The sequence below is a fragment of the Pseudomonas sp. HLS-6 TE3448 genome, from assembly GCF_053629555.1.
Window position 1 is genome coordinate 2,832,824 of sequence record NZ_JBRJIO010000001.1, and the last position, 25,416, is coordinate 2,858,239.

Annotated in this window: 26 protein-coding genes; 17 read left to right on the forward strand and 9 right to left on the reverse strand. The window is 58.8% G+C overall.

The genetic code is table 11. The features are described 5' to 3' along the window. Window positions 1–48: 48 nt before the first annotated feature. Genes lpdA through AB7M23_RS13170 form a run of 4 tightly spaced genes read right to left on the reverse strand, consistent with a single transcriptional unit; the run spans window position 49 to window position 5,019 of the window. Complete coding sequence (lpdA, locus tag AB7M23_RS13155; protein WP_102052390.1) at window positions 49–1,440, reverse strand: dihydrolipoyl dehydrogenase; 1,392 nt, start codon at window positions 1,438–1,440, stop codon at window positions 49–51. 2 nt (window positions 1,441–1,442) lie between these two features. Continuing rightward, window positions 1,443–2,726, reverse strand: coding sequence for a dihydrolipoamide acetyltransferase family protein (locus tag AB7M23_RS13160; protein ID WP_454241013.1), 1,284 nt, complete (start codon window positions 2,724–2,726; stop codon window positions 1,443–1,445). Continuing rightward, window positions 2,727–3,785, reverse strand: coding sequence for an alpha-ketoacid dehydrogenase subunit beta (locus AB7M23_RS13165; RefSeq protein ID WP_065759703.1), 1,059 nt, complete (start codon window positions 3,783–3,785; stop codon window positions 2,727–2,729). A 1-nt stretch (window position 3,786) separates the two neighbouring features. Then, on the reverse strand, window positions 3,787–5,019 hold the full coding sequence (locus AB7M23_RS13170; RefSeq protein ID WP_102052392.1) for a 3-methyl-2-oxobutanoate dehydrogenase (2-methylpropanoyl-transferring) subunit alpha: 1,233 nt from the start codon (window positions 5,017–5,019) through the stop codon (window positions 3,787–3,789). A 199-nt stretch (window positions 5,020–5,218) separates the two neighbouring features. On the opposite strand from AB7M23_RS13170, the gene bkdR reads away from it, so the two are divergent. The 3 genes from bkdR to AB7M23_RS13185 all read left to right on the forward strand — a co-directional run bounded on the left by bkdR (window position 5,219) and on the right by AB7M23_RS13185 (window position 8,720). Beyond that, window positions 5,219–5,704, forward strand: a complete 486-nt coding sequence (gene bkdR, locus AB7M23_RS13175; RefSeq protein ID WP_065759705.1) for a Bkd operon transcriptional regulator BkdR — start codon at window positions 5,219–5,221, stop codon at window positions 5,702–5,704. A 267-nt stretch (window positions 5,705–5,971) separates the two neighbouring features. Then, window positions 5,972–7,213 (forward strand): glutamine synthetase family protein, encoded by a 1,242-nt coding sequence (locus AB7M23_RS13180; protein WP_454242173.1) that lies wholly within the window; start codon window positions 5,972–5,974, stop codon window positions 7,211–7,213. Between the two features lie 175 nt (window positions 7,214–7,388). After that, window positions 7,389–8,720, forward strand: coding sequence for an MFS transporter (locus AB7M23_RS13185; RefSeq protein ID WP_102052394.1), 1,332 nt, complete (start codon window positions 7,389–7,391; stop codon window positions 8,718–8,720). Between the two features lie 88 nt (window positions 8,721–8,808). Here AB7M23_RS13185 and AB7M23_RS13190 read toward each other — a convergent pair whose 3' ends face one another. The 4 genes from AB7M23_RS13190 to flgA all read right to left on the reverse strand — a co-directional run bounded on the left by AB7M23_RS13190 (window position 8,809) and on the right by flgA (window position 11,381). Then, a complete protein-coding gene (locus tag AB7M23_RS13190) occupies window positions 8,809–9,501 on the reverse strand; it encodes a flagellar brake protein (protein ID WP_099776569.1) in 693 nt (230 codons plus the stop codon). Between the two features lie 131 nt (window positions 9,502–9,632). After that, window positions 9,633–10,100 (reverse strand): flagella synthesis protein FlgN, encoded by a 468-nt coding sequence (locus AB7M23_RS13195; protein ID WP_065759709.1) that lies wholly within the window; start codon window positions 10,098–10,100, stop codon window positions 9,633–9,635. A 46-nt stretch (window positions 10,101–10,146) separates the two neighbouring features. Beyond that, window positions 10,147–10,461 (reverse strand): flagellar biosynthesis anti-sigma factor FlgM, encoded by a 315-nt coding sequence (flgM, locus tag AB7M23_RS13200; RefSeq protein WP_065759710.1) that lies wholly within the window; start codon window positions 10,459–10,461, stop codon window positions 10,147–10,149. A gap of 167 nt (window positions 10,462–10,628) precedes the next feature. Then, complete coding sequence (gene flgA / locus AB7M23_RS13205) at window positions 10,629–11,381, reverse strand: flagellar basal body P-ring formation chaperone FlgA (protein WP_065759711.1); 753 nt, start codon at window positions 11,379–11,381, stop codon at window positions 10,629–10,631. A 68-nt stretch (window positions 11,382–11,449) separates the two neighbouring features. Here flgA and AB7M23_RS13210 point away from each other — a divergent pair, with 68 nt between their 5' ends. Continuing rightward, window positions 11,450–12,379, forward strand: a complete 930-nt coding sequence (locus AB7M23_RS13210) for a chemotaxis protein CheV (protein ID WP_065759712.1) — start codon at window positions 11,450–11,452, stop codon at window positions 12,377–12,379. Window positions 12,380–12,429: 50 nt separating this feature from the next. Further along, complete coding sequence (gene cheR / locus AB7M23_RS13215; RefSeq protein WP_065759713.1) at window positions 12,430–13,257, forward strand: protein-glutamate O-methyltransferase CheR; 828 nt, start codon at window positions 12,430–12,432, stop codon at window positions 13,255–13,257. Window positions 13,258–13,269: 12 nt separating this feature from the next. Here the strand turns inward: cheR and AB7M23_RS13220 are convergent, their stop codons facing one another. Further along, window positions 13,270–13,509: a hypothetical protein gene (locus AB7M23_RS13220; protein ID WP_454241014.1), complete on the reverse strand. Its 240-nt coding sequence runs from the start codon at window positions 13,507–13,509 to the stop codon at window positions 13,270–13,272. A 59-nt stretch (window positions 13,510–13,568) separates the two neighbouring features. Between AB7M23_RS13220 and flgB the strand changes: the two genes are divergently transcribed. From flgB to AB7M23_RS13280, 12 genes are all read left to right on the forward strand, one after another. Next, window positions 13,569–13,976, forward strand: coding sequence for a flagellar basal body rod protein FlgB (gene flgB / locus AB7M23_RS13225; protein ID WP_065759714.1), 408 nt, complete (start codon window positions 13,569–13,571; stop codon window positions 13,974–13,976). A gap of 3 nt (window positions 13,977–13,979) precedes the next feature. Beyond that, complete coding sequence (gene flgC, locus AB7M23_RS13230; RefSeq protein ID WP_065759715.1) at window positions 13,980–14,423, forward strand: flagellar basal body rod protein FlgC; 444 nt, start codon at window positions 13,980–13,982, stop codon at window positions 14,421–14,423. A 15-nt stretch (window positions 14,424–14,438) separates the two neighbouring features. Then, entirely contained in the window at window positions 14,439–15,173 is a 735-nt protein-coding gene (gene flgD, locus AB7M23_RS13235) for a flagellar hook assembly protein FlgD (RefSeq protein ID WP_102052395.1), read from the forward strand. 30 nt (window positions 15,174–15,203) lie between these two features. Next, window positions 15,204–16,517: a flagellar hook protein FlgE gene (gene flgE / locus AB7M23_RS13240; RefSeq protein WP_454241015.1), complete on the forward strand. Its 1,314-nt coding sequence runs from the start codon at window positions 15,204–15,206 to the stop codon at window positions 16,515–16,517. Window positions 16,518–16,593: 76 nt separating this feature from the next. Then, on the forward strand, window positions 16,594–16,791 hold the full coding sequence (locus AB7M23_RS13245) for a hypothetical protein (protein ID WP_099773897.1): 198 nt from the start codon (window positions 16,594–16,596) through the stop codon (window positions 16,789–16,791). A gap of 239 nt (window positions 16,792–17,030) precedes the next feature. Beyond that, window positions 17,031–17,771, forward strand: a complete 741-nt coding sequence (locus AB7M23_RS13250) for a flagellar basal body rod protein FlgF (RefSeq protein ID WP_099773898.1) — start codon at window positions 17,031–17,033, stop codon at window positions 17,769–17,771. 45 nt (window positions 17,772–17,816) lie between these two features. Then, complete coding sequence (flgG, locus tag AB7M23_RS13255; protein ID WP_065759720.1) at window positions 17,817–18,602, forward strand: flagellar basal-body rod protein FlgG; 786 nt, start codon at window positions 17,817–17,819, stop codon at window positions 18,600–18,602. Window positions 18,603–18,656: 54 nt separating this feature from the next. Beyond that, complete coding sequence (gene flgH, locus AB7M23_RS13260) at window positions 18,657–19,352, forward strand: flagellar basal body L-ring protein FlgH (RefSeq protein ID WP_065759721.1); 696 nt, start codon at window positions 18,657–18,659, stop codon at window positions 19,350–19,352. Between the two features lie 12 nt (window positions 19,353–19,364). Next, on the forward strand, window positions 19,365–20,474 hold the full coding sequence (locus AB7M23_RS13265; protein ID WP_065759722.1) for a flagellar basal body P-ring protein FlgI: 1,110 nt from the start codon (window positions 19,365–19,367) through the stop codon (window positions 20,472–20,474). Between the two features lie 10 nt (window positions 20,475–20,484). Next, on the forward strand, window positions 20,485–21,690 hold the full coding sequence (gene flgJ, locus AB7M23_RS13270) for a flagellar assembly peptidoglycan hydrolase FlgJ (protein WP_454241016.1): 1,206 nt from the start codon (window positions 20,485–20,487) through the stop codon (window positions 21,688–21,690). 10 nt (window positions 21,691–21,700) lie between these two features. Continuing rightward, entirely contained in the window at window positions 21,701–23,746 is a 2,046-nt protein-coding gene (flgK, locus tag AB7M23_RS13275; RefSeq protein WP_454241017.1) for a flagellar hook-associated protein FlgK, read from the forward strand. A 13-nt stretch (window positions 23,747–23,759) separates the two neighbouring features. Beyond that, a complete protein-coding gene (locus AB7M23_RS13280) occupies window positions 23,760–25,328 on the forward strand; it encodes a flagellar hook-associated protein 3 (RefSeq protein ID WP_454241018.1) in 1,569 nt (522 codons plus the stop codon). Window positions 25,329–25,416 lie beyond the last annotated feature (88 nt).

Consider the following 25,416-nt stretch of genomic DNA (forward strand, 5'->3'; position numbering starts at 1 on the left):
AAACGCCCACCTTGCGGTGGGCGCTAACGCGTGTGGCGCAGTGCCGGGTTACAAATGCAGAGCGTGCCCCAATGCGCGCAATGCTGCTTCCTGTACGGCTTCACCCAAGGTCGGGTGCGCGTGAATGGTGCCAGCGACATCTTCAAGGCAGGCGCCCATCTCCAGTGACTGCGCGAAGGCTGTGGACAGCTCCGAAACGCCCACGCCCACCGCTTGCCAGCCAAGAATCAGGTGGTTGTCGCGGCGCGCAACCACGCGTACGAAGCCACTTTTCGATTCCAGGGTCATCGCGCGACCGTTGGCCGCGAAGGGGAATTGCGCAACGATGCAGTCCAGACCTTCCTGCTGCACGTTCTCCGGCGTTTTGCCGACCACTACCAGCTCCGGATCGGTAAAACACACGGCGGCAATGGCTACCGGCTCGAAGCGGCGTTGCTTGCCTGCAATCAGTTCGGCAACCATTTCACCTTGTGCCATTGCGCGGTGCGCGAGCATCGGCTCACCGCTCAGGTCGCCGATCGCCCAGACATTGCGCATGCTGGTTTGGCAATGTGCATCGATGGCAATGGCGCTGCCGTTCATTTTCAGGTCGAGGGACTCCAGATTGAAGCCCTGCGTCCGTGGACGGCGACCAACAGCCACCAGTACCTGATCGGTAGCCAATGACAGTGGCTCACCGGCCGGGTCGCGCACATTCAGGCTCTGCGTGGCAGCATCAAAGCCTTCGACGCTGTGCTTGAGGTACAGGGTAATACCGAGTTTTTTCAGCGACTCGGCTACCGGTTGTGTGAGCTCGCTGTCGTAGGTGGGCAGGATCCGCTCACGGGCTTCGACCACGCTGACCTCGACGCCCAGTTTGCGGTAAGCAATACCCAGCTCAAGGCCAATGTAGCCGGCCCCGACGACAGTCAGGCGCTTGGGCAGATGAGTGGGCGCCAAGGCTTCGGTGGACGAAACAATCGGGCCGCCCAACGGCAGCATGGGCAGTTCGACGCTGCTGGAACCGGTGGCGAGCAGCAGGTGCTCGCACTGGACGCGCAGGTCCTGGCCATCAACCTCGACCGTTTTGCCGTCAAGGATGCGCGCCCAGCCGTGGATCACCTTCACGCCGTGCTTTTTCAGCAGGGCCGCGACCCCGCTGGTCAGGCGATCGACGATACCGTCTTTCCAGGCAACGCTTTGCGTGATGTCCAGGGTCGGAGCTGAGACATTGATGCCCAGGGCTGAGTGCTGACTGTGGGCGTGGGTCTGGTGGAACTGCTCGGCGACATGGATCAGCGCCTTGGACGGAATGCAGCCGATGTTCAGGCAGGTTCCGCCCAGTGCGTGACCTTCGATCAGTACGGTCGGGATGCCCAACTGGCCGGCACGAATCGCCGCCACATAGCCGCCGGGGCCGCCACCAATGATCAGCAGTGTGGTGTTCAGGGTCTGTTGCATGATCACTCCACAAACAGGCTGGCGGGTTGTTCGAGCAGGCCTCGAATGGCCTGAATGAAGAGCGCTGCGTCCATGCCATCGACCACCCGGTGATCGAACGAGCTGGAGAGGTTCATCATTTTGCGCACAACAATCTGGCCTTTGACGACCATGGGGCGTTCGACAATGCGGTTGACACCGACAATGGCCACCTCTGGGGTGTTGACCACTGGTGTGCTGACAATCCCGCCTAATGCGCCGAGGCTGGTCAGGGTGATGGTCGAGCCGGAAAGCTCCTCACGGCTGGCCTTGTTGGTGCGCGCAGCGGTAGCCAGCCGAACGATTTCGCTGGCATTGCCCCACAGGCTGCCGGCTTCTGCGTGGCGTAACACTGGCACCATCAGGCCGTTGTCGCCCTGGGTCGCGATGCCAACATGCACGGCGCCGTGGCGGGTAATGACCTGTGCCTCATCGTCGTAGTGCGCATTGATTTGTGGGAAATCACGCAAGGCCACGACCATGGCGCGGACCAGGAACGGCAGTAGAGTCAGTTTGCCGCGGCTGTCACCCCATTTTTCATTGAGATGGACGCGCAGTTCTTCCAGCGCTGTGACGTCGATTTCCTCGACGTAGCTGAAGTGTGCTACCCGACGCTTGGCATCCTGCATGCGCTGGGCGATCTTGCGGCGCAGGCCGATCACCGGAATTTGTTCGGCATCGGTGCGCTTGGCGTAGCCGCCAGGTACGGAGGTGGACGTTGTGGTCGGCTGCGCCAAAAACGCATCCAGGTCTTCATGCAGGATACGTCCGGCAGGGCCACTGCCCTGCACGTAGCGCAGCTCGATACCGGCATCCAGCGCGCGTTTGCGTACGGCGGGTGATGCGAGTGGCCGCTCGTTGGCCTCACGCGCAACAAACGGCGCCGGTTCGTACGATGCCGCTGTAGCAGTCGGGGCTTTGGGAGCTGTAGCTGCTGCTTCAGGGGCAGGGGCTGGCACAGCCGGGGCCACGGTTGCCTGGGGCGCCGCAGCAGGTGCCGAAGTGGCTTCTTGCAGGTTGCCGCCCCCCTCGACTTCGATGCGTATCAGCTCGCTGCCCACGGCCATGACTTCACCGGGCTGACCGCCAAGGGCCAGCACCTTGCCGCTGACAGGTGAGGGAATCTCCACTGTCGCCTTGTCGGTCATGACGTCAGCGACGACCTGATCTTCGGTGATGGTGTCGCCGACTTTGACGAACCACTCCACCAGCTCAACTTGTGCGATGCCTTCGCCGATGTCCGGCATCTTGATGACGTGCGTGCCCATTCAGACCTCCATGACCCGTTTCAATGCCGCGCCCACTCGTGATGGGCCGGGGAAGTACGCCCACTCCTGTGCGTGCGGGTAGGGGGTGTCCCAACCGGTGACGCGTTCGATCGGCGCTTCAAGGTAATGGAAGCAATGCTCCTGGATCAGGGCGACCAGCTCGGCGCCAAAACCACAGGTGCGGGTGGCTTCATGCACGACTACGCAGCGACCGGTCTTCTTCACGGAGTTGACGATAGTTTCCAGGTCCAGCGGCCATAGGCTGCGCAGGTCGATGACCTCGGCGTCGATCCCCACTTCTTCGGCGGCCACCTGGGACACATACACCGTGGTGCCATAGGTCAGTACGGTAACGGCTTTGCCTGGGCGGGTGATGGCGGCCTTGTCCAGCGGCACGGTGTAGTAACCGTCCGGCACGGCGCTGGCCGGGTGTTTTGACCACGGGGTTACCGGACGGTCGTGATGGCCGTCGAACGGGCCGTTGTACAGACGCTTGGGCTCGAGGAAAATCACCGGATCATCGTTCTCGATCGAGGCGATCAACAGGCCCTTGGCGTCGTAAGGGTTGGATGGCATGACGGTGCGCAGGCCACACACCTGAGTGAACATCGCCTCAGGGCTCTGGCTGTGGGTCTGGCCGCCATAGATACCGCCACCACAGGGCATGCGCAGGGTCAGTGGGGCGATGAACTCGCCGGCTGACCGGTAGCGCAGGCGGGCCATTTCCGACACGATCTGGTCGGAGGCGGGGTAGAAGTAGTCGGCGAACTGAATCTCCACGACCGGGCGCAGGCCATAGGCACCCATGCCCACGGCGGTACCGACGATGCCGCTCTCGGAGATCGGCGCATCAAAAACGCGGGATTTGCCGTACTTGTTCTGCAGGCCTTCGGTACAGCGGAACACGCCGCCGAAGTAGCCCACGTCCTGGCCGTAGATCACCACGTTGTCATCGCGCTCTAGCATGATGTCCATGGCCGAGCGCAGGGCCTGGATCATGGTCATTGTGGTCGTCGCCATGGCCGTTTCCAACTGGATATTGTTGTTGTGATCGTTCATGTCAGATCCCCAGTTCCTGGCGTTGCCGACGCAGGTGCTCAGGCATTTCCTTATAGACGTCCTCGAAGATGGACGCCGGGCTTGGCATCTGGCCGCCCGCAAGGGTGCCATACTGCTCAGCCTCTTTCTGCGCGGCGATGATCTCGGCTTCCAGTTCGGCGCTGACTTCCTGATGTTCTTTCTCGGACCACTGGCCGATGGCAATCAGGTGTTGTTTCAGGCGCATGATCGGGTCGCCCAGCGGGAAGTGGCTCCAGTCGTCGGCCGGACGGTACTTGGAGGGATCGTCCGACGTCGAGTGTGGGCCGGCACGGTAGGTCACCCATTCGATCAGGCTCGGTCCCATGCCGCGCCGTGCGCGTTCTGCGGCCCATTGCGAGGCCGCGTAGACAGCAATGAAGTCGTTACCGTCGACCCGCAGTGAGGCAATCCCGCAACCCACGCCGCGGCCGGCGAAAGTGGTGGATTCGCCCCCGGCGATGGCCTGGAAGGTCGAGATAGCCCACTGATTGTTCACCACGTTGAGGATCACGGGTGCACGGTAGACGTGGGCAAAGGTCAAGGCCGTGTGGAAATCCGACTCGGCGGTAGCCCCGTCGCCGATCCAGGCGGATGCGATCTTGGTGTCGCCCTTGATGGCCGACGCCATGGCCCAGCCTACGGCCTGCACGAACTGGGTCGCGAGGTTGCCGCTGATGCTGAAGAAGCCGGCGTCACGCACCGAGTACATGATCGGCAGTTGACGGCCCTTGAGCGGGTCGCGCTCGTTGGACAGCAACTGGCAGATCATCTCCACCAGCGATACATCACGCGCCATCAGGATGCTTTGCTGACGGTAGGTCGGAAAGCACATGTCGGTGCGGTTCAAGGCCAGGGCCTGGGCGCTGCCGATGGCTTCCTCGCCGAGGCTCTGCATATAAAAGGACATTTTCTTCTGGCGTTGGGCAACCACCATGCGGTTGTCGAACAACCGCGTCTTGAGCATGGTCCGCATGCCTTGGCGCAAGACCTGCGGCTCAATGCCTTCGGCCCATGGGCCGAGCGCGTTACCTTGGTCGTCGAGCACGCGGATCAGGCTATACGCCAGGTCTGCAGTGTCAGCGGCTTCAACATCGATAGGGGGTTTGCGAACCTTTCCGGCGTCGTTCAGGCGCAGGTAGGAAAAGTCGGTCTGGCAGCCTGGCCGGCCTGTAGGCTCGGGCACATGCAAACGCAGGGGGGCGTACTCGTTCATGCTTTTTTACGCTCGCTCTGTCTTGTGTTTTTGTGAGCTTTGAAGCGGTCGCTACTGACGTTGGCTTGTGACCAGGCAGTCAGTCTTGTCCTACATCATATTCCCGAGCCTGAAGAATATTTTTCTGATGTTCATTGCCTTTACGATAGCTTGCGGATAAATATTCTTTATAAAGATAAAAATCAGGTGAGTTTTTCTCATGCGTAAACTGGATCGCACCGATATCGGCATTCTCAACAGCCTCCAGGAAAATGCTCGTATCACCAACGCCGAGCTTGCCCGCTCGGTGAATCTCTCCCCGACACCCTGCTTCAACCGGGTCAAGGCGATGGAAGAGTTGGGGGTGATTCGCCAGCAGGTGACCTTGCTGGCGCCCGAGGTGTTGGGGCTGGATGTCAATGTGTTCATCCACGTCAGCCTGGAGAAGCAGGTGGAGCAGGCGCTGCATCGCTTTGAAGAGGAGATCGCCGAGCGCCCGGAGGTCATGGAGTGCTACTTGATGACCGGCGATCCTGACTATCTATTGCGGGTGTTGTTGCCCAGCATCCAGGCGCTGGAGCGCTTTCTCGATTACCTGACGCGCCTGCCGGGCGTGGCCAACATTCGCTCCAGCTTTGCCCTCAAGCAGGTGCGCTACAAAACCGCCTTGCCATTGCCTGCCAACGGCCTGACCCTGCGCGGGTAGGTGTAGTGTAATAATTGACACTTCGTCGATTTGATCAAAGGCAATGCCGCTTTTTATAGCTATTGCTTAAGGCAGCTGCGCTTAAGTGCTTGATATTTTGAACGGCTGGTGCTTATTTTGTACACGTCGCCGTTCGCGGCTTGCTAAAACAATAAGGATCAAGTCATGACGAGCAATGGCCAACGTTCACTCGCCGAGCGATTGACGGGCATTGATGAAATCGAGTGCGTCACTCCGGACCTGAACGGTGTGCCTCGCGGGAAGGTAATGACCGCGGAAGGTTTCCTTGAGGGACGGCGCTTGCAGATGGCTCGCGGGGTGTTGTTGCAGTGCATCATGGGGGGATACCCACCGACCCGTTTCTACGGCAGCGATGATGGTGACCTGGCACTTGTTCCTGATCCTCAGCAGATTCATCGCTTGCCGTGGAGCGATACACCGCGTGCCTTGGCCATTTGTGATGCGGATGACTTGAGCGGCGAAGGCTGCAGATTGTCTACCCGGGCACAACTCAAGGCGGTGATTGCACGTTATGCGGCGCATGGCTTGAAACCCGTGGTTGCGACCGAGCTTGAGTTTTTCGTCTTTGCACCGAGCAGCGACCCGACTCAACCCTTCCAGCCGCCTGTTGGCCTGGATGGTCGACGCGAAGATGGCGCTTCAGCCTTCAGCATCAGCTCCAACAATGGTTTGCGTCCTTTCTTCAATGAGGTCTATCGCTGTATGGAAGCCCTAGGGCTACCGCGCGATACCTTCATGCATGAAATGGGTGTCAGTCAGTTCGAGATCAACCTGTTGCACGGTGACCCGCTGCTGCTGGCCGACCAGACCTTCCTCTTCAAGCACCTGCTCAAGGAAGTCGCACTCAAACATGGCCTGACGGTCGTTTGCATGGCCAAGCCACTGGCCAAAACCCCAGGCAGTTCCATGCATATCCACCAAAGCCTGGTGGACATCGACAGTGGGCGTAACGTGTTCAGTGACGCCGAGGGTCAAGCGACAGATACCTTCTATCATTTCATTGGCGGCTTGCAGGCATGCATGGCCGACTTTACGGCGCTGTTCGCGCCTAATGTGAACTCCTACCAACGCCTGTGCCATCCGTACGCCTCACCGAACAATGCGTGCTGGTCCGAAGACAACCGTGCTGCCGGCTTGCGTATTCCGGCGAGCGGCCCAGCTGCTCGGCGGGTCGAGAACCGTTTGCCGGGGGCAGATACCAACCCTTACCTGGCACTGGCGGCCAGCCTGGCGGCGGGCCTGCACGGTATCGAGCAACGGTTGGCGCCCGCCCCGGCGATTCAGGGTGAATTTGAGGTGCCGGATAACCTGTCGTTGCCGTGTACCTTGCATGCGGCGCTGGAGCGCCTGAAGCGCAGTGCGCTGGCTCGCGAGCTGTTTGGCAAGGAGTTCATCGAAGGCTATATCGCCTCCAAGACCCTGGAGCTGACCAGCTTCTTCGATGAAATTACCCCGTGGGAGCGCCGAGTGCTGGCAGCCCAGGCGTAAATGGCGCCTTTTAAGGCGCTTGGGGAATAGCAGGTGGCGAAACAATGTTTGACGATTTGTCGGCGGTGTTTCCCACCTGTTTTTGTGTCTACTGTTGTTGCTGCGCCGTCGGTGCTTTTTCACTTATGCTTTCAGCCAGTTTTTCCACCTGCTAAAGGAGCCAACCGGGACGCCGATGCGACAGATCTGGAAGTCTTTCCGCGCGCTGTATTTTGCCGCTCTGATGATGTTGATCGGTTCGGGCCTGTTAAGTACCTACCTGGCCCTGCGCCTGGCGGCCGATCAGGTTGACAGCCTGTGGGTCGGTGCCTTGATGGCGGCGAACTATTTCGGTCTTGCCCTGGGCGGCAAGATCGGTCACCGGCTGATTGCCCGCGTCGGGCATATTCGGGCCTACGCCACGTGCGCCGGTATTGTGGGGGCAGCGGTGCTGGGCCATGGCCTGGTCAGTTGGCTGCCAGCCTGGCTCCTTCTGCGGGTCATCGTCGGTTTGGGGATGATGTGTCAGTACATGGTCATCGAAAGCTGGCTCAATGAGCAGGCCGATGCCAAGCAGCGGGGCGCCGTATTCAGCGGTTACATGATCGCGTCGTACCTGGGGCTGGTGCTGGGGCAGTTGATTCTGGTCGCCCATCCGCAGTTGGGGCTGGAGCTCCTGATGCTGGTGGCGATGTGTTTTGCCCTGTGCCTGGTGCCGGTGGCACTGACCCGGCGCATTCACCCGGCGCCGCTGCGTCCGGCGCCGCTGGACCCGCGCTTTTTCATCAAGCGCGTACCGCAGTCGCTCAGTACCGTGCTGGGGTCAGGCCTGATCGTTGGCTCGTTCTACGGTTTGGCGCCTTTGTATGCGGCCAAGCAGGGCTTGAGTACCGAGCAGGTTGGTATCTTCATGGGGTGCTGTATTTTTGCCGGGTTGCTCGTGCAGTGGCCGCTGGGCTGGTTGTCTGATCGTTATGACCGCGCCGTGCTGATTCGTGGTGTGGCAATCGGCTTGGCGGTAGCGGCGTTGCCGTTGGCGATTTGGCCGAGTGTGCCGATGGTGGTGCTGTTTGCTGCCGGTTTCCTGGTGTCGCTGCTGCAGTTTTGCCTGTACCCACTGGCAGTGGCATTCTCCAATGACCATGTCGAGAGTGAGCGGCGTGTTTCATTGACCGCGATGCTGTTGGTGACCTATGGCGTCGGCGCCAGTATCGGTCCGCTGGTAGCGGGTGTGCTGATGCAACAGTTGGGCGATCAGATGCTCTACGCCTTCTTTACATTCTTCTCGCTGGTACTGGTTTGGCGGATTCGGCCTCAGGCCGTCACCAACCTGCATCAGGTCGATGACGCGCCATTGCTGCACGTAGCGATGCCAGCAGCCAGCTCACCCTTGGCCGCGGCACTTGACCCACGGGTGACTGAGCAGGACGTCCAGGATCAAATGCAGGCGCCTGTAGCGGCAGAAGACACCGAAGCTGAGGAGCAGCAGGCGGAGGAGGGAAGAAGGGAGCCGGCAAAACCTGTATAGGTGCCAGTGTTGCGTGATCCGGGTGTCGAGTACTGAGCTCGCACCCGGTCAATGCCTTTGCCGTAGCACCGGCTTGTGCAAGTGCTACTTAGTAGTCGTCTTTATCGAAACGACGCGCTTCACGCTGCAACTGGTAAACAAAGCTCTCTACCTTGCGTTGCATTTGCCCATTCAGGTTGTGGAAGCGCACGCCTGCAAACGTGGTGTTGAAGCGTTCTTCAAAGTGCAGGTGACGCAGTTCAACCGCCGTTGTAGTGGTGCCAAACAATTGGCTGGCGCTGAACTTTTCGTACACTTGGCCGAGTTGCAGGCGCTCTTCGACATTGCCTTCGAAGCGTAGTTTGCAGCCCGTGGCCGAGATGTCCAAAAGCTTGCCTTTGAGAGCACCTTCACCCTTGAGTTTGTCACCGCTCAGTAATACATCCACCAACTGCGATAGCTTCAGCGCTGCGCGGAAGGCATTGCGACGCTGGTGGTAGGTGACTTCCAACGGCAGGGCGCCGTGATAGCTACGGTGGCCATCAGTCTCCTGGATGGTCAGCGGCGTGCTGGATTCCCAGGCAATACGTACACCGTCATGAAAACCTTCGACACGAAACGGCTCGCCATTTTGCAAAAAGCGTTCGCCGTCACGCGGGATCATTTCGTCCAGCGCCAGTTTATTGGTCTCCCGGTCGACTTCTACCACGTAGCTCTGGAAGCGCTGGCTACGTTCATGAAAAGTAATGATCAGAGGATCATGGCTCTCTTGCAGCTGCCGCAGGTTGGCGGCGATTTCCATTGGGGTGGTCAACACCTTGGGTGGCTGCGGAGCATCTACTTCATTCAACACGGTTGATCAATCTCCAGACTAAAACACACACGCAAGCGCAGGCATTCTGCCAGCATGCTTCGCACCTTGGTATAGGTTAATCACACTTGGCTGAGTGTGCGAGGTTTTGCGAGGGGCGAGGTGGATCCGCGGCTGTCATACAGTGACGGTGATTCGCCACCATTGAGAATTCTAATCTGGTTGGCCGTGGTCGCTTGCTGAATCTGGATGGAGCGACCATTGATCTCGTTGGCAGCTTGGCACTGGGCCATGATCTTTGCCAACTCTTCGAGTTTTTCCAACATCTGCTTGCCGAGCGACGACTGACTGGCAAGGGTCTCGAAACCGCTGCGGTCAGGGCTCAGGCCGAGGTTGGCGAGGGCCTGGCTGCGCCGACGCCCCTGCTGATCAAGCAGCACCACCAGCGATTGCTTGCGGGCCAGGATGTTCTCCAGCAGCGACATATCGCGGCCGTGCAACGCTATCAGCTCGGTTTGCAGTAACTCGAGCAGTTCTTGCGCTGGAGCAATATCGTCTTCGATCAGTTGCAGCAGAGTAATGTCGTGCATGGCTGGCTCTTGGTATTCAGCGTCCTGAAGTCAGCGCGCCAGAGGGCTAGCGCTGTGCTTCGAAATTAAGCAGTTTGCTGGCGATACGGTTGCTGTCGATCTTATAGCTGCCGTCGGCAATCGCCTGCTTCAACTCGGCCACTCGGCCGCTGTTGACAACGGGTTGCTCGCGCAGCTTTTCGCTGATCTTCTGCAACTGCTGTGCCTCTTGGCTCAGGTGTACGGTTTCCCCGCTCTGGGTGCTGGCGGCAGGAGCAGTGCTGGCAGATGCAGCGCTTGAACTGTTTTCCTGGCTGCTGCCGGTGCGCGCACCGCCCGTCACGGACGGGGAATTATTCAAACGACTGAAGTCGATGACCATGATTGAAAAACCTCTGGGTATTGGACGCTTGCCTTGTTTTCGGCCAACCCGAAAAAAACTTTAGGCGCAAATGCACTGCGGCATGCGCGGCAAGTCCTTGGCCCTGACAGAGGACAGTTTAGGAAAAGCGCTGTTTGATCGCCAGCGTTGATCTTGCCTCGCTTTCCTTACATGGCGACTTCCACCTGCCCGGGCCCGGTTACCCGGGCTTTTACCACGCGTTTGGAGTTCAGGTTGCGTACCCGGATCTGCTCGCTGAGACCGCCTTTGCTCAGGGCTTCCCCTGGCATGCGTACACTGAGCGTGCCGCTACGTGCGGTAATCACGACATTGTCACCTTTACGTACGACTTCGGCCTGTTCAAGGTGTGCTGGGGTGAGTACCTGGTCGATGACCGCTGGTCGGATAACCTTTTGCCCCACGGCCTGGTCCAGTGAGCTGAGAAAGCCTTGGCTCAGCAAGCCTACATCGCGTTCGCGCAGGGCCACGTCCTCTTCTGAAACGATGCCTTCGCGCTTGAGTGGGCGGGTGGCGGTGACCACGTTGCGAAACAGGCGTACCTGGGCGGGCACGAACACCGTCCACGGTGAGCTGCCGTCACAGCGCACGCGCACGGTCACACGGCCCAGGGGTTGAGCCGGGCTTTCCAGTGTGGCGTTCAGCTGCTGGTCGCATACGGGCATGCGCAGTCTAGGGTCCAGGTTGTTGACCTGGATCTCGTAGCGGCCTTCGGTCTGGCTGGTTGCCAGATAATCTTCCACAGAGAATTCAAGAAAGCCTTGGGTGACACCGATAAGCTGTTCAGGCAAGGTAAAGTTGTCAGCCAGAGGTCGAACGCCAGGGGCCAGTAGGCACAGCACGGCAAGGATGCGGGGCAGGCGGTGGGGCAGGCGTCGGAAAAATGTCGTTTTCGTGTTCATACAGTTAAAAAAAGCAAGGCGCGTGCCGACTAGGTACGACGCCCCAAGCTTTGGTGAAGGAGTCTGGTATGGCTGGTGTAATGGATTCGGTGAACCAGCGTACTCAACTGGTGGGGCAGAATCGCCTCGAGCTGCTGTTGTTTCGCCTTAATGGCGAGCAGTTGTATGGGATCAACGTGTTCAAGGTGCGGGAAGTGCTGCAATGCCCGAACCTGACCCTGTTGCCCAAATCCAGCCCGGTAGTACGTGGTGTTGCGAATATTCGTGGGGCAACCATCCCGATTCTTGATTTGGCGATGGCGACCGGCTTGCCCGGTCAGAATGACGACATGAGCAACCGTTTCGTGATCATCACGGAGTACAACACCAAGACCCAAGGGTTCCTGGTGCATTCGGTCGAGCGCATCGTCAACATGAACTGGGAAGAGATTCATCCGCCACCCAAGGGGACCGGTCGTGATCACTACCTGACGGCCGTCACTCGGGTCGACAACAAACTGGTGGAGATCATCGACGTAGAGAAGATCCTGGCTGAGGTCGCGCCGACGTCCGAGGCGATTTCCGAAGGTGTTGTCGATGCCGATGTGCAGGACAAGGCGGTCATGCTGCGGGTGCTGACGGTGGATGACTCTTCGGTGGCTCGAAAGCAGGTCAGTCGTTGCTTGCAGACGGTCGGTGTCGAAGTGGTGGCGCTTAATGATGGTCGTCAGGCGCTCGACTACCTGCGCAAGCTGGTGGACGAAGGCAAGCGTCCGGAAGAAGAGTTCCTGATGATGATTTCCGATATCGAGATGCCGGAAATGGATGGCTATACGCTGACGGCGGAGATTCGTAGCGACCCACGCATGCAAAAATTGCACATCATCCTGCATACTTCACTTTCTGGCGTATTCAACCAGGCCATGGTGAAGAAAGTGGGCGCCGACGATTTTCTTGCCAAGTTCAGGCCGGATGACCTGGCTCAGCGGGTTGTCGACCGGATCAAGGCTACGCATTAACGGCCAGGGGCTTTCCCTGGCAGTACACACGATTGTAAGAGGCGGCATCATTGTCTACGGGTAATTTGGATTTCGAACAATTCCGGGTCTTCCTGGAAAAAGCCTGTGGCATCCTGCTCGGCGAAAATAAGCAGTACCTGGTTTCCAGCCGTCTCAACAAGCTGATGGAGCAGCAAGGTATCAAGAGCCTGGGGGAGCTGGTGCAGCGCATTCAGACTCAACCGCGCAGCGGTTTGCGCGAGCAGGTGGTGGATGCGATGACCACCAACGAGACCCTCTGGTTTCGTGATACCTATCCATTCGAGGTGTTGAAAAACAAAGTCCTGCCCGAGCAGATCAAGGCAAACCCTGGTCAGCGTCTGCGTATCTGGTCGGCAGCCTGTTCGTCCGGGCAGGAGCCTTACTCGATTTCAATGGCGATCGACGAGTTCGAGCGTAGCAATATTGGCCAATTGAAAATGGGCGCGCAGATCGTTGCGACCGACTTGTCGGGTTCCATGCTGGCCAACTGCAAGACCGGTGAGTACGACAGCCTGGCTATCGCGCGCGGTCTTTCCCAAGAGCGTCTGCAGCGTTACTTCGACCCGAAAGGGGCGGGGCGTTGGGCGATCAAGGCGCCGATTCGTAGCCGTGTCGAGTTCCGTGCGTTCAACCTGCTGGACAGTTATGCAAGCCTGGGCAAGTTCGATATCGTGTTTTGCCGTAACGTGCTGATCTACTTCTCGGCGCAGGTCAAGAAAGACATCCTGATGCGTATTCATGGCACGCTCAAGCCGGGCGGCTACCTGTTCCTGGGGGCTTCCGAGGCGCTCAACGGTCTGCCGGATCACTACCAGATGGTTCAGTGCAGCCCGGGTATCATTTACCAGGCCAAGTAAGCACCTGGCCAATCAAGCACCAGGCCAATCAAGCAACACGCCCAGCCAGCGGCGACAAAAAACAGGCAAGTTCGGTATCACCTGCGGTGCAGGGGTTCCGGCCTTGCCTGTTTTCGTTTTTGCCGCACGCGTTCTTCTGCCGTATTGCCGCTTTGCTGGCGCCAAGCGGAAATCCTTTGCCGCTTTTCTGGCATTGCCGCTGCCGGCAATAGGCTGAGGTGCCCGGTTTTGTTGGGTTTTGTTTTTTGGCATGAGACTTGCTCTAGCTCAGGCAACGAACAATCCGGTCAACCTTCGAAGGTTTCCCCGACATGAGCATCAGTTTCGATAAAGCGCTCGGCATTCACGAAAAGGCATTGGGCTTTCGCGCTCAGCGTGCCGAAGTGCTGGCCAACAACATCACCAACGCCGATACCCCAAACTACAAGGCGCGTGATCTGGACTTCTCCGAGGTGTTGGCGGCGCAGGCCGACAAGGCTAAAAACGGCACCTTTTCGTTGGAGCGGACCAACAGTCGCCATATCGATGCTGAAGGTTTGAGCATGGGTGAAGAGGCGCTGAAGTACCGCACCCCAATGCAGCCGTCGGTTGACCAGAACACCGTTGATGCGCAACTGGAGCAATCCAGCTACGCCGAGAACGCGGTGGGTTTCCAGGCTAGCTTCACGCTGCTCAACAGTAAATTCAAAGGGCTGGTATCGGCCCTGCGCGGAGAGTAATCCATGTCCCTTGCCAGTGTATTCAATATCGCCGGTAGCGGCATGAGTGCCCAGACCACTCGGCTCAACACCGTCGCCAGTAACATTGCCAACGCCGAGACCGTCTCGTCGAGCATCGACCAGACTTACCGTGCACGCCATCCGGTGTTTGCCACCACGTTCCAGCAGGCGCAGAGCGGTGTCGGCCAATCGCTGTTCCAGGATCAGGATGCTGCAGGTCAGGGCGTGCAGGTGTTGGGTGTGGTTGAAGACCAGAGCAATCTGGAGGCGCGCTACGAGCCTAATCATCCGGCAGCGAACAAGGATGGCTACGTCTACTACCCGAACGTCAATGTGGTCGAGGAAATGGCTGACATGATTTCCGCCAGCCGTTCGTTCCAGACCAACGCTGAGCTGATGAACACTGCCAAAACCATGATGCAGAAGGTCCTGACCCTGGGTCAGTGATAAAGGACTAAATCAATGGCCAGCATTAACGATACGACCACCGGCGTGAATCTGAACGACGTTCTGAAAGCCTCCGGAGCCAAGACGACCAGCACCAGCAGCAGTAGCGGTATTACTGCGGCTACCAGCAGCAAGACGGGCTCTGGCCAGGCGCTCGGCAAGGATGCGTTCCTGCAGTTGCTGGTGACGCAGATGCAGCACCAGAATCCGCTTGATCCGCAGGACAACAGTGAGTTCGTGGCGCAATTGGCGCAGTTCTCCAGCCTTGAAGGTATTACCTCGCTGAACGATTCGGTGACGGCGATCTCCGGCACCTTCAAATCGTCTCAGGCGTTGCAGGCCTCTTCGCTCGTTGGGCGCTCGGTTATCGTCCAGACCGACAAGTCGGTGGTTGATACCACCAAGAGCTTCACCGGTAGCGTCAGTGTTCCGCAGTCGGTCAGCAACTTGTCGATCAATATCACCGACAAGGACGGCAAGACCATCAAGACCATCGAGCTGGGTGAGCAGTCGGCGGGCAAGGCCGACTTCGTCTGGGATGGCAAGAATGAAGCGGGTGAAGTGGTTGATCCGGGTACCTACACCTTTGCTGCCAGCAGCAAGATCGACGGTACCGCTACCGCCCTCACGACGTACCTGCCGGCCACGGTCAGCAGTGTCACCTTGAGCCAGACTGGCGGCGAGATGATGCTCAACCTGGCAGGCCTGGGCACCATTGCGCTGTCCAAAGTCCAAACTATCGGTATATAGAGCCGGCGTACACGGCACAAGGAGTGAAAGATGTCATTCAATATCGGCCTTAGCGGTCTCTATGCAGCCAACAAACAACTGGACGTAACGGGCAACAACATCGCCAACGTTGCGACCACTGGCTTCAAATCCTCGCGCGCAGAGTTTTCTGACGTGTACTCGGCAAGCAAGCTGGGCGTGGGTAGCAAGACCGTGGGTAATGGTGTGCGCCTGGCGGCGGTATCTCAGCAGTTCGGTCAGGGTGACATCAACAATACCGGCAACGTGCTGGATATGGGCATTCAGGGGCAGGGCTTCTTCGTGCTGAGCGATAACGGCTCGCTGAGCTACACCCGTGCCGGCGCCTTCCAGACCAACAAGGACAACTATGTCGTAACGTCCGATGGCATTCGTTTGCAGGGTTATGCCGCTGACGCCAATGGCAAGATCGTCAATGGTGTACTGACTGACCTGAAAATCGACACTTCGGCCCTGGCACCCAAGTCCACTAGCCTGATTGATCAGGGTATCAACCTGAACTCCTCGGCGGACGACATTACGGCTACGTTCGATCCGGCTGATACCAGCACCTACACCAAGACCTTTGCCACCAAGATCTACGACAGCCAGGGTAATGAGCATGTCATGGATCAGTATTACGTGAAGACAGGGCAGAACTCGTGGTCTGCGTACACTCTGATCGATGGTCGAAACCCGCTCGATCCGACCTCTGCAGATCCGCTCTCGGGCACTATCACGTTCAATCCTGATGGCAGTGTCAAGGCCATGACGGGGAGTGAAAGTTACCCGACGCCAGACACCAGCTTTGAAGTGACCAACAACGTCTTTGTTCTCAAGGGGTGGGTGCCGGCTGCCAAGGATGCCTCGGGTGCCTGGGTGTCGAACGGTTCTGAGGGAAATGCGGCGGGTATTCGCCTCGACATGACCTCGACCACTTCGTACAACAACGAGACAACCCGTCTGTCGCAATCTCAGGATGGTTATGCAACCGGTATCCTGTCCAGCCTGAGCATCGACTCGACGGGTGTCATGTTCGCCAGCTTCAGCAACCAGCAGTCCCGTGCAATTGGTCAGGTGGCAATCGCCAGTTTCGCCAACGAGCAGGGTCTGGAGCAGATGGGTGGCACGCGTTGGAAAGAAACCTTCTCGTCGGGTATCCCGGGTATTGATGCGCCGAAGACCGGTACCCTGGGGGCCATCACCTCCAACGCGCTGGAGGCCTCCAACGTCAACCTGACCCAGGAGTTGGTCGAGTTGATCAAGGCGCAGAGTAACTACCAGGCCAACGCCAAGACCATCTCGACTCAAAGCACCATCATGCAGACCATCATTCAAATGACCTGATGGGCGCATGAGGCAGTGATGCAAAGCCAGGCCCCTTTCTCATGGAAGGGGTTTGTCGTTTTTGAGGTGCTGAACGATGTTGAAACGATGGGTGGGGGTGGGCGTTTTGCTGGGGGGGCTGCTGCTTGCAGCGCAGTCCTGGGCCGGTATGGCGGCCTGGTACTGGTGGGAAAGCCAGGCTACTGGCCGACTGGTGTGCGCGCAGGTCTCGCCCGGTGAGGGCTGGCGGCTGTTTTCCGGGCCCTACAACAACGGTGCCTGTCGCGATAACTGATCCGGGACGCTGCCTGGATTCTCCTGTTGCCGTCAGGCAATGAGGCGAGGTTTTGCCGCTGCCGGCAGAATGCCGCCGAGAATTTGTCTGTTGTTTTCTTTCTGGTGGCAGTGAGGTGGGGGAAGGCCCCGTAAATACAGTTCTTTTGATGGTCTGCTGAGACTTGGTTCGATAATTGCTTCTAGCAGCGCAGAGCAGCGGTGAACGGCAAATGTTCGCCAGCGCAGCGGAGGATGACTGTGGACAAGATGCTTTACGTGGCCATGACCGGCGCCAGCCAGAACGCGCTGGCGCAGAAGGCCCATGCCAACAACCTGGCCAACATTTCCACCAGCGGTTTTCAGCGTGACCTGGAGCAGGCGCGTTCGATGCCGGTGTTCGGCGACAGCTTTCCGGCGCGAGCCTATGCCATGAGCGAGCGTCCGGCGACGGATTTCACGCCGGGTGCCTTGCAGGAAACCGGGCGTGACCTGGATGTTGCCGTCGGCGGCAACGGCTGGATTGCGGTGCAGGCGCCGGATGGCAGCGAAGCCTACGTGCGCACCGCCAGCATGAACATCGATGCGCTGGGCGTACTGCGGGCCGGTAATGGCATGCCGATCATGGGCAATGGCGGGCCGATTGCCGTGCCGCCCGAGCAAAAGGTCGAGATCGGCCAGGACGGTACCGTCAGTATCCGCGCCATGGGCGAGGGGCCGCGAGTCATGGCTGAGGTCGACCGGATCAAGCTGGTCAACCCTGACCTGAAGAACATGACCAAGGGCCTGGACGGCATGATCCACACCAAGAGTGGTCAGCCCGCCGATGCCGATGGCTCGGTTCAGCTGGTGTCGGGTTTCCTTGAGGCCAGTAACGTCAACGCGGTAGAGGAAATGACCTCGGTGTTGGCACTGTCCCGTCAATTCGAACTGCACGTCAAAATGATGACCACGGCCAAGGAAGGCGATGAAGCCATGGCGCGTGTTTTGCAAATCGGCTAATTACACAGGCGTAGCGCCGTAAAACAGGCGCTTCAGGAGAACAGCATGCTTCCGGCTCTTTGGGTCAGTAAAACAGGTCTGGCCGCTCAGGACATGAACCTGACGACCATTTCCAACAACCTGGCCAACGTTTCGACCACAGGCTTCAAGCGCGACCGCGCCGAGTTCCAGGACCTGCTCTATCAAACCCGTCGTCAGGCAGGCGCTCAGTCCACTCAGGACAGCGAACTGCCGTCGGGTCTGCAACTGGGTACGGGTGTGCGTATTGTCGGCACCCAGAAGAACTTCAATGCAGGTAGCCTGCAGACCACCGAGCAGCCGCTGGACATGGCGGTCAATGGCCGTGGTTTCTTCCAGATCCTGCAGCCTGATGGCACTGTTTCCTATACCCGTGACGGTACGTTCCACCTGAACTCCGATGGTCAGATCGTCACCGCCAATGGCTTCGCCCTTGAACCGGCGATTGTCGTGCCGCCTGATGCGCAGACTTTCACCGTTGGCATTGACGGTACCGTCTCCATCACCACCGCAGGCAACCCGGCTGCACAGGTGATCGGCAACATCCAGACCGCCGACTTCATCAACCCGGCCGGCTTGCAGGCCGTGGGTAACAACCTGTTCCTGGAAACCGCTGCCAGTGGCGCGCCGCAGGTGGGTACTCCAGGTTTGAACGGCTTCGGTACCACGCTGCAGAACACCCTGGAAAACTCCAACGTCAGCACCGTGGAAGAGCTGGTGAACATGATCACCACACAGCGTGCTTATGAAATGAACTCCAAGGTCATTTCCACTGCCGACCAGATGCTGTCGTTCGTTACCCAGAACCTGTAAGTGATGTTCACTGGGGCGCTGGTACAGTGCCTGTTACACCGTGAGGTTAGAGTCATGAGTCGTTTGTTTTCCGTACTTGCCCTGGGTGGGGTAGTGTTGTTGGCCGGTTGCGTCGCGCCGACGCCCAAGCCCAACGACCCGTACTACGCGCCGGTATTGCCGCGCACACCATTGCCAGCAGCGGCTAACAACGGCTCGATCTACCAGGCCGGTTTCGAGCAGAACCTGTATAGCGACCGCAAGGCGTTCCGGGTCGGTGACATCATCACCATCACCCTGAATGAGAAAACCCAGGCGAGCAAGAACGCCAACTCGCAGATCGCCAAGAACAGCAAGGCCGACATCGGCCTGACATCCCTGTTCGGGACTGTGCCCAATACCAATAATCCATTGGGTTCTGGCGACCTGTCCCTTGAGGCGGGCTACAGTGGTGACCGCACCACCAAGGGTGACAGCAAGGCCGGGCAGGGCAACAGCTTGACCGGCTCCATTACCGTGACCGTGGCTGATGTACTGCCTAACGGCATCATCGCTGTGCGCGGCGAAAAATGGATGACGCTGAACACCGGTGACGAGTTGGTGCGTATTGCCGGCATGGTCCGTGCCGACGATATCGCGACTGACAACACGGTGCCTTCGACTCGCGTCGCCGACGCCCGCATCACCTACTCGGGTACCGGTTCGTTTGCCGATGCGAGTCAGCCAGGGTGGCTCGACCGCTTCTTTATCAGCCCGCTTTGGCCTTTCTAGGTTCGGATAACCATGCTCAAGTTCAGTCGGCTGATTGCCGCGACGATCCTGCTGTCCACGGCGTTTGCTGTTCAGGCCGAACGCCTGAAGGACATCGCCAGTATTTCCGGGGTGCGGACCAACCAGTTGATTGGTTATGGCCTGGTGGTGGGGCTCAATGGTACGGGTGACCAGACCACCCAGACACCGTTCACCCTGCAGACCTTCAACAACATGCTGTCGCAGTTCGGCATCAAGGTGCCTGCCGGGTCGGGTAACGTCCAGTTGAAGAACGTGGCTGCGGTGTCGATTCACGCCGACCTGCCACCGTTCGCCAAGCCGGGCCAGTCGGTGGACGTTACCGTTTCCTCGATTGGTAACTCGAAAAGCCTGCGTGGCGGTAGCCTGTTGATGACCCCGCTCAAGGGTATTGACGGTAACGTCTATGCCATTGCCCAGGGCAACCTCGTGGTCGGTGGTTTTGATGCCGAAGGCCGTGATGGTTCCAAAATTACCGTCAACGTTCCGTCGGCAGGTCGTATTCCTGGCGGGGCTACGGTTGAGCGTGCGGTGCCGAGCGGTTTCAACCAGGGCAACAGCCTGACCCTGAACCTCAATCGTCCGGACTTCACCACTGCCAAGCGCATTGTCGACAAGGTCAACGAATTGCTGGGGCCGGGTGTGGCACAAGCGCTGGACGGCGGCTCTGTGCGGGTGACCGCGCCAATGGACCCTAGCCAGCGGGTCGATTACCTGTCGATTCTGGAAAACCTGGAGATCGATCCAGGCCAGGCGGTGGCCAAGGTCATCATCAACTCGCGTACGGGTACGATCGTCATCGGTCAGAACGTCAAGGTATCGCCTGCAGCGGTTACCCACGGTAGCCTGACGGTCACCATTACCGAAGACCCGGTGGTCAGCCAGCCAGGGCCATTTTCCAATGGCCAGACAGCGGTCGTGCCGCGTTCACGTGTGAACGCCGACCAGGAAGCCAAGCCGATGTTCAAGTTCGGCCCGGGCACCACGCTGGATGAGATTGTACGTGCGGTCAATCAGGTGGGCGCAGCCCCAAGTGACCTGATGGCGATTCTTGAAGCCCTGAAACAGGCCGGCGCGTTGCAGGCCGACCTGATCGTGATCTAAGGCGCTGGCTATGGATATGCCCAAGGGTGGAGTTTCCGCAGGCGCCGATACCGGGGCCTACACCGACCTCAATCGACTTAACTCGTTGAAGGTCGGCGACCGTGACAGTGACGCCAACCTGCGCAAGGTGGCCCAGGAATTCGAGTCGCTGTTTCTCAACGAGATGCTCAAGTCCATGCGGTCGGCCAACGACGTGCTGGCCAAGGACAACCCGCTCAACACTGAGACCACCAAGCAGTACCAGCAGATGTACGACCAGCAGCTGTCGGTCAGCTTGTCTCGGGAGGGCGGTGGTATCGGTCTGCAGGATGTGCTGATGCGTCAGCTGTCGAAAACGAAATCCACGGCTGCGGCGCACGCAGGCAGCAGCCCGTTCCCGCATGTGGAAGGGCAGCAGCGCGCACTGTGGGCTGCACGCGTGGCAGAGCCTGTGCGCTCAGAGCAAACGGCTTCGCGTAACGACATGGCGTTGCTCAATCAGCGCCGGTTGAATCTGCCCAGCAAACTCACGGATCGCCTGCTGGCCGGGATCGTGCCGTCGGCAGGTACTGCAACGGCTGCGACGCCGGGCAACACGCTGGCCAATCGCTCGGGTGCCGTTGGTGATGCGGTGATCAAGGGTGACTGGGAGCCGGCACAAGCCTTCGGTGCGCCAGGCAGCATGCGTATTTATGGTCGGGCCATGGCGCAGCCACCTCTGGCACCGGCCAAGCGTGCCTTCGGTTCGTCCGATGAATTTGTCGCGACCATGCTGCCAATGGCCGAGCAAGCTGCAGCGCGTATTGGTATCGACCCGCGTTACCTGGTGGCGCAGGCGGCGCTGGAAACCGGTTGGGGCAAGTCGATCATGCGCCAGCCGGATGGCAGCAGCAGTCACAACCTGTTTGGCATCAAGGCGACGGGTAATTGGCAGGGTGGTCAGGCGCGAGCGATCACCAGCGAGTTTCGCAATGGGCAGATGGTCAAGGAGACCGCTGCGTTCCGTTCCTATGACTCGTTCCAGGACAGCTTCCATGACCTGGTGAGCCTGTTGCAAAACAATTCGCGCTATCAAGAAGCGATCAAGTCTGCCGATAAACCAGAACAGTTTGTGCGAGAGCTGCAGAAGGCCGGTTATGCAACCGATCCTGATTACGCTAGCAAGATCTCGCAGATCGCGAAACAAATGAAGTCGTACGAAAGCTTTGCTGCGATTGACACTTCCACGAAATTATAAGGTTTGAACTATGGCGAGCTTGATCAACATCGGCGTATCGGGGCTTGGAGCCTCGCAGTCGGGCCTGTTTACCACGGGTAACAACATTGCCAACGCCGATGTTGCCGGCTACTCACGCCAGCAGAACGTACAAAGCGCCAAGAGTTCAATCCAGAGCGGTAATGTGTTCATCGGCACTGGCACGACGCTGTCCGATGTTCGTCGGGTGTACAACGCGTTCCTTGAAAACCAGCTGCGAACCACCACTTCGCTGAACAGCGACGCATCCGCGTACCTGAATCAGGTTTCACCGATCGACAACCTGTTGTCCGATGCCGATACCGGTATCACCGGAGCGTTGAAGAGCTTCTTCACGGCGCTGCAGAGTGCATCGGCCAAGCCGACCGAAGACGCCTCGCGGCAGTTGCTGTTGACCAGTGCCCAGTCGCTGAGCAAGCGCTTCAATACCATTTCCGCGCAGCTCAGCGAGCAGAACAGCAACATCAACGGCAACCTGGCGTCGATGGCTGAGCAAGTCAACAAACTGTCAGCCACCATTGCCCAGTACAACGATCAGATCTCTCGTGTTTCGGCCGTGCAAGGCAGCCCCAACGACCTGCTCGACCAGCGTAACGAAGCCGTGCGCCAGCTCAACGAGTTGGTCGGTGCTCAGGTGGTCGAGCGTGAGGGTAACTTCGACGTTTACCTGGCCAATGGTCAGCCGCTGGTGCTGGGCAAGACCATCAATACCCTGGAAACCGTGCCGAGCAAAAGCGACCCTACCCGGATGAGCCTTCAGCTCAACCGTGGCAGTACCAGCATGGACATCACCTCCAGCATTACCGGCGGTGAAATGGGTGGTCTGCTGCGCTACCGCAGCGAGGTGCTGGATCCGTCGATGAACGAACTGGGGCGTATCGCCCTGGTGGTTGCCGACAGCATCAACCAGCAGCTGGCCCAAGGCATCGACAAGAACGGTGAGTTCGGCGCAGCATTGTTCGGCGATATCAACAGTGCAGCCTTGATCAGCCAGCGCAGCATTGCCCAGGCTGGCAACAGCGCAGGCGCTGGCAATCTGGATGTGACCATCAGCGACACCGGCAAGCTGAGCACGTCCGATTACCAGGTGACCTTCAGCAGTGCGACCCAATATACGGTCAAAAAGCTGCCAGACGGCGATGCCCAAGGGCCTTACGACATCACGGCAACCCCCCCGCAGGAGATTGATGGCTTCAAGCTTGCCCTCAACGGCGGGGCGCCCAGCGCCGGTGACAGCTTCAAGATCACCCCGACCCGCAACGCGGCAGCCAAGCTCGACACGGTGTTGACCGATCCCAAGCGTATTGCGCTGGCGGCGCCCTTGTCGGCGGTCAGCGGCTCCGGCAATCAGGGTACCGGGGTTATCACCCAGCCCGAACTTACCTCGGAGCTGGATATCTATGATTCGACCCAGCGCATTGATCTGCAGAACGGCCTGAAGTATTCCACGCCGGTGAAGTTGGTTTTTGGCGATGAAACAACCAACCCGCAAACCTACAAGCTGTTCGATGCCAAAGGCACCGAATTGTCCTCCGGGACCATTATTCCGGGTGAGAGCAACACGCTGCAATTGAGCGTGCCGATGGTCGATGCCAGTGGCAACCCGATCAAGGACGGCGCGACTCAGAAAACCTTCACTTTTGAAATGACTGTCGCCGGTTCGCCGAAAAACGGTGATAACTACACCGTTTCGCTGACCGGTGCAGGTTCTGCCGACAACCGCAACGGCCAGGCGGTGATCGACCTGCAAACCAAGGCCACGGTTGAAGTCGGGGCTAACGGTAAGGGCATCAGCCTGACCGATGCCTACGGCAAACTGGTTGAAAACGTGGGTGGCAAGACCGCGCAAGCGCAAATGGACAGCAATGCGACGAATGCCCTGCAGACCTCGGCCAAGGCAGGCCGTGATTCGCTTTCTGGTGTCCAGCTCGATGAAGAGGCCAGCAACCTGATCAAGTATCAGCAGTACTACACGGCCTCGTCGCAAATCATCAAGGCTGCCCAGGAAATCTTTACCACGCTGATCAACAGCCTTTAAGGAGTCGTAGACCGTGCGTATTTCTACTTCCCAGTATTACGAAAGCAGCACTTCAACCTATCAGCGTAACTTTGCCAATGCGGTGAGGTCTGGCGAGCAGGTCAGTGACAACTTGCGTATACGTACTGCAGCGGATGACCCGGTCGGCGCAGCGCGGCTGTTGCAACTGGAGCAGCAAAGCAACCTGCTGGGCCAGTACGGTGATAATACGACCAATGTGCGTAACTCGCTGGGCGCCTCTGAGGGTGTACTTAACGGCATCAGTGCGATTTTGCAGCGGGTCAACGAACTGACTATCAGTTCTGGTAACGCTGGTTTCACTGACGCCGATCGCAAGGCCAACGCCCAGGAGCTGGGGCAGCTTGAAGAGCAACTCTATTCGCTGATGAACAGCCGTGACGAGAACGGTAAATACCTGTTCTCCGGTTCGCGAGGCGATACCCAGCCGTATGTGCGTAATTCGGATGGCACCTACACCTATCAGGGTGACCAGGGCACCTTGAACTTGCAGGTGGGCGACATGCTCACAATGGCGACCAATGAAAGTGGTTATGCCGTGTTTGAGCAGGCACTCAATACCAGTCGTAGTGAGACGAATCTGATTTCGCCTGCTGTTGATGATGGCCGGGTTCAGTTGTCTAATGGCCAGGTGTCTGGCAGCACGACCTACAATGACCGCTTCCGCAGCGGTGAGCCCTATACCATCACCTTTCTCAGCAGCACGCAGTTCAAGATCACCGATGCGTCCAATAACGACGTCACGCTTGAGGCCACCCAGGGCGGCACGTTCGACCCGGCCTCCAGCAACAAGATGATCAACTTCCGTGGCGTTGATATGCGTCTGGATATCAACTTCCAGGCGGGCGACAGTGCTGACCCGGATGCTGCTATTGCGGGCCACGCGTTCACGCTGTCGGCCAAACCCGACTCCATTTCGGGTTCACGCAGCCCAGGCAACAGTTCGTCGGCACAGGTCACCGGTGCATCCATCACCGATTCGACGGTTTACAACAGCGCCTTCCCGGGTGGCGGCGCTATTCTGAAGTTCACCAGCGCCACTAACTTTGAACTGTATGCGCAGCCGCTAACTGCCGACAGCAAGCCGGTGTCGACCGGTACGGTCAGTGGCTCTACCGCCACGGCGGCCGGGGTGACCTTTGACCTGGCCGGCGCACCTGTCGCGGGTGATCAGTTCTCGATACAGGTCGATACTCATCAGACCCAAAACGTCCTCGACACTATCAGCAAGCTGCGCACGGCATTGGCCCTGCCAGTCGACAGTGATCCACTGGCCAAGCAACAGTTTCAGGCGGCGCTGGATTCGGCCGTGGGTAACATTGCCAGCGGCTCCAACCAGATCGCCTCGGCCATCAGTGACATTGGTGCTCGTGGTGCAGCACTGGATGTTCAGGCTGAAACCAATGAAAGTTTGAAAATGGCCAACACCAAGACGCAGAGCTCGATACGCGATGCAGATCCGGCTGAGGTGCTGATTCGTCTAAACCTGCAGCAGACCATGCTGCAGGCCTCTCAGCTCGCGTTCAGCAAGATTTCGTCGTTGAGCCTGTTCAACAAGCTCTAAGTTTCTTGGCCCTGAGGGCCTGGTTCCGTTCCAGCTTCAAGGGCGCCTCGCCAGGTATTGGCCAGGCGCCCTTCGTTTGAGAGTGCCC